9 protein-coding genes are annotated in these 8,865 nt (G+C 60.3%); 1 reads left to right on the top strand and 8 read right to left on the bottom strand.

The annotated features are described in order from the left end of the window. Positions 1 to 4 precede the first annotated feature (4 nt). The gene (locus tag SO156_RS31220; RefSeq protein ID WP_498537444.1) at positions 5 to 964 is read right to left on the bottom strand and encodes a nitrilase family protein; all 960 of its coding nucleotides are present in this window, start codon (positions 962 to 964) and stop codon (positions 5 to 7) included. A 68-nt stretch (positions 965 to 1,032) separates the two neighbouring features. Here SO156_RS31220 and SO156_RS31225 point away from each other — a divergent pair, with 68 nt between their 5' ends. Continuing rightward, positions 1,033 to 1,524 (top strand): winged helix-turn-helix transcriptional regulator, encoded by a 492-nt coding sequence (locus tag SO156_RS31225; protein WP_498537445.1) that lies wholly within the window; start codon positions 1,033 to 1,035, stop codon positions 1,522 to 1,524. 211 nt (positions 1,525 to 1,735) lie between these two features. On the opposite strand, the gene SO156_RS31230 is transcribed toward SO156_RS31225, so the two are convergent. The 7 genes from SO156_RS31230 to SO156_RS31260 form a co-directional block, all read right to left on the bottom strand. Further along, positions 1,736 to 2,335, bottom strand: a complete 600-nt coding sequence (locus SO156_RS31230; RefSeq protein ID WP_498537446.1) for an ANTAR domain-containing response regulator — start codon at positions 2,333 to 2,335, stop codon at positions 1,736 to 1,738. An 8-nt stretch (positions 2,336 to 2,343) separates the two neighbouring features. Then, the gene (locus SO156_RS31235) at positions 2,344 to 3,471 is read right to left on the bottom strand and encodes a transporter substrate-binding domain-containing protein (protein ID WP_498537447.1); all 1,128 of its coding nucleotides are present in this window, start codon (positions 3,469 to 3,471) and stop codon (positions 2,344 to 2,346) included. Beyond that, a complete protein-coding gene (locus tag SO156_RS31240; RefSeq protein WP_498537448.1) occupies positions 3,468 to 4,817 on the bottom strand; it encodes an amidase in 1,350 nt (449 codons plus the stop codon). Before SO156_RS31240 ends, SO156_RS31235 begins: the two co-directional genes overlap by 4 nt. Before the next feature lie 163 nt (positions 4,818 to 4,980). Beyond that, the gene (locus SO156_RS31245) at positions 4,981 to 5,679 is read right to left on the bottom strand and encodes an ABC transporter ATP-binding protein (protein ID WP_498537449.1); all 699 of its coding nucleotides are present in this window, start codon (positions 5,677 to 5,679) and stop codon (positions 4,981 to 4,983) included. Continuing rightward, entirely contained in the window at positions 5,672 to 7,489 is a 1,818-nt protein-coding gene (locus tag SO156_RS31250) for an ABC transporter permease subunit (protein WP_498537450.1), read from the bottom strand. The genes SO156_RS31245 and SO156_RS31250 overlap by 8 nt, the downstream gene beginning before the upstream one ends. Positions 7,490 to 7,587: 98 nt before the next feature. Then, positions 7,588 to 8,454, bottom strand: a complete 867-nt coding sequence (locus SO156_RS31255) for an ABC transporter permease subunit (RefSeq protein WP_498537451.1) — start codon at positions 8,452 to 8,454, stop codon at positions 7,588 to 7,590. Positions 8,455 to 8,510: 56 nt separating this feature from the next. Further along, a partial coding sequence (locus tag SO156_RS31260; RefSeq protein WP_498537452.1) for a transporter substrate-binding protein occupies positions 8,511 to 8,865 on the bottom strand: 355 nt, incomplete at its 5' end.

Here is an 8,865-nt window from a genome sequence, read left to right on the forward strand (position 1 = left end):
GTTGCTATCGAGGTAGCGCCGACGCTCCGCGGAAGCCGAGCAACTGATCATAGAGATCGGTACGACGGTCCCGCACCAGGTCGTTCAGCTTGTTCCAGATCGGTGCCGTCCGCGCCTCGACAACATCGATATCGGCGTACAGAATCGTGTCCTCGTCAGGCCCCGCGATCCGGCCAATTGGCCAGCCATTGGTGCCTGCGATGAGGGAATTTCCCATAAACCCGGCGCCGCGTTCGGTCCCGATCCGGTCCGCGGTAGCGATAAAGACGTTGTTTGCATGTGCCGCAGTCATGGTGAGATACGCCGCCATGCAGGTACCGCTCGCATCGTAGAGCGGCGGCGGCGTCCACACCCAGCCGGTTGGAATGCAAATAATATCGGCGCCGAGCTGGCTAACGATGCGCGCAGTTTCCGGAAACCAGATGTCCCAGCATACCAGGAGCCCGATCCGGCCAATCCGCGTCTCGAAAACCGGATAGCCCAGGTTGCCGGGCGTAAAAAACAGCTTTTCCTCGTTCCAAAGATGGGTCTTGCGGTACTTGCCGATGTAACCCTCCGGCCCCACCAGAACCGCGGTATCGAACAGCTGATGGCCCTCCAGTTCGGGCAGGCAGCCGACGACGTAGACCTGATGCTGTTTGGCAAAAGCCTCCCAGCCGCGAATTGTCCGCCCCTCGGGTACCGGCTCCGCATGCGCAAAGGCTTCCGCACGCGACTCGAAGCAGTAGCCTGTAGTCGCCAATTCCGGCAGCACGATCAGGTTTGCGCCGTCCGAGACCGCCTGCTGCAGACGCTTGCGAACAGCAGCCTCGTTCGCCTCCAGATTTTCCAAGCCGACCTGTGGATTGAACTGGATCACCGCTACACGTGCGGCACTCTTGCGCTTGATCGCAGCGCCCGGTTCGGCAGCCCTGGCAGTTGCACTTGTCATATGTCGTTGCTCCGATGAATTTGGTTCTATCATCGAACCACTTGCACGAACGCTTGTCTAGTCTTATTTTAGGACCAGTTGGATTTTGGAGCTGAGCGAACATGAAGAGAACGAGTCTGGGGGGCGTGGAATGTCCAGTGGCGAGGGCTTTGGACGAAATCGGTGACTGGTGGTCCCTGCTGATCATCCGCGACGCTTTCGACGGGATCCGGCGGTTCAGCGAGTTCCAGAAGAGCCTCGGCATCTCAAAAGGGATTCTGACTGCGCGTCTCAAGCATCTGGTCGCGATCAATGTTCTTGAAACGGCTCCGATCTCCGACGAAGGCGGCTATCAAGAGTATGTGCTGACGGAGAAAGGCCGAGACCTCTTTCTGGTAACTGTGAGCTTGCGGCAATGGGCCGAGGACCACTGCTTCGGCAAGACGGAACGTCATTCGATCCTCACGGAGAAAGCGAGCGGGAAACGTGTCCCGAGGCTTGCGCTGCAAGGACGCGACGGCAAGGAGCTCGACTCGTCCATGACTTTCGTCCGCAAGGCGGTAGACCTCCACACGCCACGGAACGCCAGAGAACGCCGTACTGCACAGCGCTGATCAGGCCGAAATCATTTTCAGGGTCGGAGTCTCGTCGGTGCGCAAATGGTCCGGGATAATTGCGCGCGCAATCGTCCCGGCACTGCTGAGCCAAGCCTTCGCAAAACCACAGACACAGAGGGGCCAGGCTTCTCGCCCAGGAGCGGTGCTTTCGGCTCGTTTTTCGTAGCCGATGACCGACTTTGGTGCCTGGGGCGCAATCGGCCAACACCTAGATATCGCTCGATGCGATGATCGCCTCGGCCACCGATGCAATCGTTGTGTTCGAGTTCATCGCCTTCTCCCGCAGTCGACGATAAGCCTCCTCTTCCGAGATATTGCGTGTGGTGGTGAGAATCTCGACGGCCTTCTCGATCTTTCGCCGCGATTTCAGGGTCTCATCCAGTGACTTGATCCGTTGTTTCAGGCGCGCCTCATGGCTGGCGAGGCTGACCGCCGTAGTGAGTGCAGCCAGGATGCCGAAGATTCGGATCGGCTTGGAGATCACGCCGTGAACATTCAGGCTATGAAGCTCGCTGAGGATCTCCGGTGTCTCGAATGCGATGATGCCGATCCGTGCGACGGCATCGCACGTGGTCATCCAGCCCGGAGTCCTGCTGTCACGGCTCGGGTTCACGAGGAAAAGGACGACGTCGACATAAGGGGGCAATGTCTCGGGCGCGGGCCAGACGCCCTCAACCTGGCAACCAATACGTTTGATATGCGCGAGAAACAGTGTGCGTTCCTCATCGTCCGGATGGATGACGAGAACTCGCATCCGACGCAACCGCCGAAGCAGATCTTCGTCTTTCAGCGAAATGCGCTCGCTCATCCTGAGCCTCACGCGACCAGGGAACGGTCGTACGAAACCAGATAGGGATCTGGTCGAACAGCTCCCGGGCTCTTCCACACAATCTCGAAGTTGCCCCTCTCAGCGGCCCGGCCGATCATCGGCCGCAGCACGAAGTGGTTATTGTCAAGGTCGATCGCCTTGTCTCCTGCAGGCCCCTTGAACACGGCGCCAGAGAGGATCGGCAGAATAGAATCGCTATCGGAGTCTCCGGCCTGCCGCACAGCATCCGCAAACATGTGGACGAGCACATAGCAGACCTCGGTGTAGACTCCGGGCATTTTGTCCTGGCCATATCGCTTTTGATAGGCGGCTACGAATTCCAGGTTCTGCGGAGTGTCCAGCGAGCCGATATAGGTCAACGCTGAAAGATGACCCGCACGGGCCTCTGGCGACATGCGGCTCAGCTCCGATTCCGTTGTGGTCAGCGACGCGATCGGAACGTTGCCTCCCTTTTGGACCATGCTGAAGGCCTCGTACAGGGACACAGTGTCCTCGCCGACGACCGTCGAAATGATCGCTTGCGGCTCCCTCGCGACGAGGTGCTCAAGGGATGGCTCGAAACGTACCTTCGTGGTCGCAAAGGGAAGGTAAATTTCACCAACGACCTTGCCCCCGCTCTCGGTGAGAAACTCCTTGACGAGGCGGTTGATCTCGCGCGCGTACAGCGTGTCGGATCCGATGAGGCCGATGTCCTTCCCACAATGGGTGAACAGATACTCGAGCAGCGGGACAATCACCTGGTTCGGAACAGCCCCTCCATAAAGCACATTAGGGGAATATTCGAAGCCCTCATAGACGGATGGATAGAGCAGCACGCCGTTGTAACGCTCGACCACAGGTACGACCCTCTTTCGGCTGGTCGACAGGCAGCAGCCGACGATCGCACTGACGCGCTGACGAAGAAGGAGATCGGTTGCCAATTCCTCATATCGTCGGTCATCGCCTGCGGGATTGGCAATCACCGGTTCGAGAGGCCGGCCACTGATTCCGCCCCTTCTATTGATCTCGTCGCAGGCAATCAAAACGCCTTCGATATGCGCGTTCTCCGTCACAGCCATCGGCCCGGTTTGCGAGAACAGGACGCCGAGTTTGACCGACCCCTTATCCATCGTCATGCGTCCACGTTGATCCGCCGATCGATCCAGCGTGCGACGGCCAGAAGATGTTCGTCCTGACCATACCGTCCCATCAACATCATGCCGATAGGAAGCCCTTCGGGAGAGCTTCCGCACGGGATAGAAATGCATGGAAGCCCCGCCAGGTTTCCCAGCCAACAGAACCAGGTCATGCTGTCCTGTGTCGTAACTCGCCGGCCGCCAAAGCTCTGCCAGTCGTCCCCGATCCGCGGAGCAACGACCGGCAAAGTCGGAAGTACGAGCGCATCCCAGTCACCGAGTCCGTTCAGCTGCATGGTCAGTTGGCCACGAATTCGCTGGGCTTTCAACAGCTCGACGCCCGAGATCTGAGTTCCGGCCTCGAGATGCGTGCGAGTAACGGCTGTGAACCCTGATGGATTCCGGGCCAGCAGTTCGGCATGGTATGAGGAGGCTTCGCAATGCAGGATTGCTTCCCATGCTGCGAAATAGGTCGACACTCCCTCCAGATCGCGATTCGCAACGTCTGCGCCGGAGCGTTGAAGCGCTGAGGAGAAGCCTCGATCGACGTCGTCCGAGCGCTCCAACCCGTCGCCGACCAGATTGATCAGGCTTGGCCTGTCGATGAGTCCGACGTGTCCGAAAGATGGAGACTGCAATGTGGCAGGATCATTCCGATCCTCTCCGCAGATGAACGGCATGAGGTGGATGATGTCGTCGAGCGCTGCCGTGATCGGCCCCGGGGCATCGAGGGACCAACTGAGTGGAAGGACGCCATGGCGCGAGGCACGGCCGTAGCTCGGCTTGAAGCCGTAGATGCCACATGCGCTGGACGGAATTCGAATCGAACCCCCGGTGTCGCTGCCAAGCGCAGCCGCCACGATGCCGGCCGCGACTGCAGCACCGGAACCGCCGCTGCTACCTCCGGTAATGTGGTCAGCGTTGCGAGGATTCCGGGTCGCGCCAAAACTCGAGGTCGAGTTTGTCGCGCCATATGCCCATTCATGCATATTTGTCTTTGCAAAGATAACCGCCCCCGCCTTGCGAAGATTTGCAACGATCGTGGCGTCCTGCCCCTGTCGCTCGAGCGGCAATGCATTGGAGCACGCGGTCGTCGGATAGTCTTCAGTCAAGTAGTTATCCTTGATGGCGATCGGCACTCCGTCGATCGGGCTCATGGCCCTGCCTCGCTGCCGCCGCTCGTCTGCCGCTCCAGCTTGCCGCATCACGTGGTCAGGATCCAGGGCCACGAAAGCATTAAGTTCGGCGTGGCGTGCGGCCTGCTCAAGGGCGCTGGCGGCGAGTTCCGAGGACGAGTTGACGCCGGACGCGAGTGCCTCGATCTGTTGGGTAAGAGTTTGTGTCACGGCTGCATCGCATCCTGGATCTTGGGACTAAAGAAGTGGGACGGTTCGGGCGCGATCAGGCGATCCGCGCAATCAAGGCCTCCGCGGATGCGCTTCAGGGTCGCCGCAACCTGCCTCAGCTGTTCCTCGCTTAATCCTGATGGGTCAGGCATCTTGTGCATGGTCAGACTCCGAGCAACTGTTGTTGCAATTTCCTGTCAGTCCGCAAACTCTCGCGATCCGTCTCGAGCTGCACACTGCCCTTCTCCATGACGTAGGCACGTGTAGCGATCGACAGGCAGAAATCGAGATCCTGTTCTGCGACCAGAATGGCGAGCCCGCGCTCGCGGTTGATACGCTTCAGGATACCGGCCATCTCGTCGATGATGGACGGCTGGACACCCTCGGTTGGCTCATCGAGGAGAAGAATCTTCGGCTGTGTCGCCAGGGCCCGAGCAAGAGCAAGCACCTGTTGCTGCCCGCCAGACAGGCCACCGGCAAGATCATCTGCTTTCGGGCGGAGCATGGGAAACTCTCGCAGGGCAGTTTCCACCGCCAATCGACCGCTGTGGCCATTGGTTTCGGCCGCAACCCCAATATTCTCGGTGACCGTCATCCGGGGGAAGACATACCGGCCTTGCGGCACATAACCGACGCCCGCCTTCGCGCGCTTGGCAGGCGATTCGGGTGCGTTGCGGCCATCGATCTCGACGTGACCAGAAAAAGCCGGGATCAAGGCCATGGCGAAGCGCATCAGCGTGGATTTCCCGACGCCGTTGCGTCCCAGCAGCGCTACGATCTCTGCCTTGTCCACCGCGATCGACACGTTGCGGATGATGACGGTTTTCCCGTATCCCCCGGTCGCGTTCACAATCCTAAACATGCTCGCGCCTCCCGAGATAAATGTCGAGGACGCGATCGTCTGCGCGCAGTGCAGCAATGTCGCCTTCGGCAAAGACCTGGCCCTGGTGGAGCACTGTCACGTGACCTTCGAGTGTCCTGACGAACTCCATATCGTGCTCCACGACGATCACAGTCGTATGCCGCGCCAGGGTGCGAACGAGAGCCGAGAGCTCCCGTGTTTCCTCGTTCGTCATACCGGCCGCTGGCTCGTCGAGCAGTACGACGCGGGGGGCGAGGCACAGCACCATGCCGATGTCGAGCCATTGCTGCTGCCCATGCGAGAGCGCCGATGCCTGGACGTTCGCCTGCCGCTCGAAACCCAACATGGCGAGGATCTGACGGCTGATATCGACCGCTGCCTGCTTGTCACCGGTGCGCGCGAAGGCCGCAATAGATAGATTCCCGACCACTGTCAGCTCGCCGAATATCTGTGGCTTCTGGTTCTTCACGCCGACACCCTGGTGGACGCGTTCGAAGATTGGCGCGTTCGTCGCATCGGCCTGGCCGACCGCCACTGATCCGGCTTCGGGCATGTAGATGCCGACGCAGGCCTTCAGATACGAACTTTTTCCGGCGCCATTGGGCCCAATCAGCGAATAAGGCCGTCCGGGTTCGAAGGTGCGTGTCACCTTGTTGACCGGAACGACGCCACCGAAGCGCTTATAGAGATCGACGGTCGCAAGACGCTTCGCCGGCCCCGCCTGCTCCGCAGCTTCGACAAGAATGCCTTCCAGCACCGCAGGATCAATCGAGACGGCACCGGCATCGCGCGCTGCTGCATTCGGGTCTGGAAGCGTCTTCCGCCAGAGCTCGTCCATTGCGCCTACCAGGCCGTTCTTCAGGAAGAGAACAAGCAAGATCAGGACGATGCCGAGGATCAGCGTCGTCTGGCCGCCGACGGCCCCGCCACCCAGATAGTAGGACAGGCCGCCGATCGCGAATGCACCGACAAAGGCACCCGCCAGCGTACCGAGACCGCCGACCAGGACGTAGATCGGCACAAGGAGCGCCTCCTGAACCGAGAAAATCGACGGGTTGAGGTAATTCGCCCAGGCCGCGAACATCGCGCCCGCGAGGCCGGCGATCGCTCCTGCGAGCGAAAAATTGACGACCTGGTATTTGCGAATATCGTAGCCGAGAAGCTCCGTCTTCTGCGCGTCAATGCGAATGCAGTCGATCACGCGACCAAACGTGCCGCGCATCAGCCACCAGCACAGGAAGTAAATGGCCGCCGACACGATGACGACCGTAACAAATACCTCGACCGGGCCGAGTGCTTCCGCTCCTTGCCCGAATCCGAGGACTACACCCGGGATGTTCGACAGGCCATTGTCGCCGCCGACCACCGCCTGTCCGAACGTCGCCTTGAAGGATTGCGTCAGCGACCACAATAGCAGCGTAAAGGTGTAGGAAAGGATCGTCGCTTGTAACGGTCCCATTCGCGCAAAGAAGATGATCGCGCCAAGTGCAGCCGCGCTGGCAGCGCCGAAGGCCGCGCCAGCCGGAAGACTCCAGATAAGCGTGTTACCCGTCAGCGGCGCCATGTTGATGGCAAGGATGCTGCCGAAATAGCCGCCGAGGCCATAGAAGGCCGTTTGTCCGAGGGACAGCAGGCCGCCTCGCCCCCAGACGAGATCGAGGCTGAGACCGAGCAATCCAAAGATCACCCAGGATGTGGCGACGTACGCGAGGTAGGGATCGATAAAGCCCGCCGCTGCAAGCGCTCCGCCCGTCGCCAGAATCGGGAAAATCAGGCCGGCGCGCTGGTAGAGCTTTTCACTCAGGCTCATGGCGCGCCTCACATCTTGCGCGACCTGGCCGCGATCTTGAACGGATATGGCCAGAGCAGAAATGCGGTGATCCTTTGCAGACAGGTTCATAGCACGTCTCACATCTTGCTGCGCCACTTGGCCGTAATCCCGAGCGGATAGAGCCAGAGGAGGAATGCAGTGATCAGAAAGAAGAATGCGTCGCCCGCGACCGAGGTCAGGAAGCTCGCCGTCACGGAGGCGCCACCGCCGAGGCCGATTGCCGTCAGCGCGCTGCCGGTCAACGTCACTGGACCGGCGACCACGACCGTGAGAAACGCCTTGATGACGAAGGCGAAGCCCATGGAGGGCGTCGCCGGCACGATCGGCAGCAGAACGGCGCCAGCAAAGCCCGCCAGCCCGCATCCGATCGCAAAAGTCAGGGTATTGACGCGGGAGGACTCGATGCCGATGGCGCGTGCCATCTCCGGTATCTGAATTGCGGCGCGCGCCTTCATGCCGTAGACGGTCCGCGTCATAAGGACGTAGACGAAAAGTGTCGCGAGCACGGCAACGCCGATCATCAGAAGCGGATAGCCGGCGAGACTGTAGTTGCCGATCCTCAGGTTGAACTGAGGCATGCCGATGCCCGGCGTGACTGTACCGAAGATCAGAACGGCAAGCTGATAGAACGCTATACTGAGACCCCAGGTCGCGAGCATCGTGTCGAACAGGCGGCCATAGAGGCGCCGGATGATCAGGACCTCGACAGCCGCGCCGATCGCCATGGTGACAACGATGGCGATCGGAATCGCGAGGATGAAGGGAATACCGTATTGGGTGGCCGTCAGGGCTGCGTAGGCCCCGATCATCAGGAACTCACCATGTGCGAGATTGATGACGCCCATCAGGCCAAAGACGACGGCAAGGCCAATCGTCGCAATCAAGAGGATCGACGCGCTGGACAGCGACGACAGCAGCACTGTCGCCAAATAATCGAGTTCCATAACCTCCCCTTTCTCGAATAGAAAGGCGCGCTCAGCGAGCGCGCCCTGCCCGGTCGCTATTTGCTCTCTGGTGCAAAGTGCTGGGCGAGCGTCGGGTTTGCCACAAGGTCGCACTTCTCGTTTTCGTAGCTCGGCGCGACACCCTTGAAGGTCTCGACGACCTTGAAGCCATGCCTGTCGTCGCCTTCAACGATGTAGATGTTCTGGCGCAAATGGTGCGACTTCGGCTCGAGCGTCACGGTGCCGTTCGGCGCTTCGAAGCTCAGACCGCTTTCGAGCGCCGCAATGACCGGAGTGGCCTGGGCCGTTCCGGCCTTGTTGACTGCAGTCGCCCACAGATGCACGGCGTTCCAGATGTCGACCGCTTCCGAGATGATCGGCGTATCGCTGCCGTACTTCGCGGTCCACAGC

Source organism: Bradyrhizobium sp. UFLA05-125 (assembly GCF_059803515.1).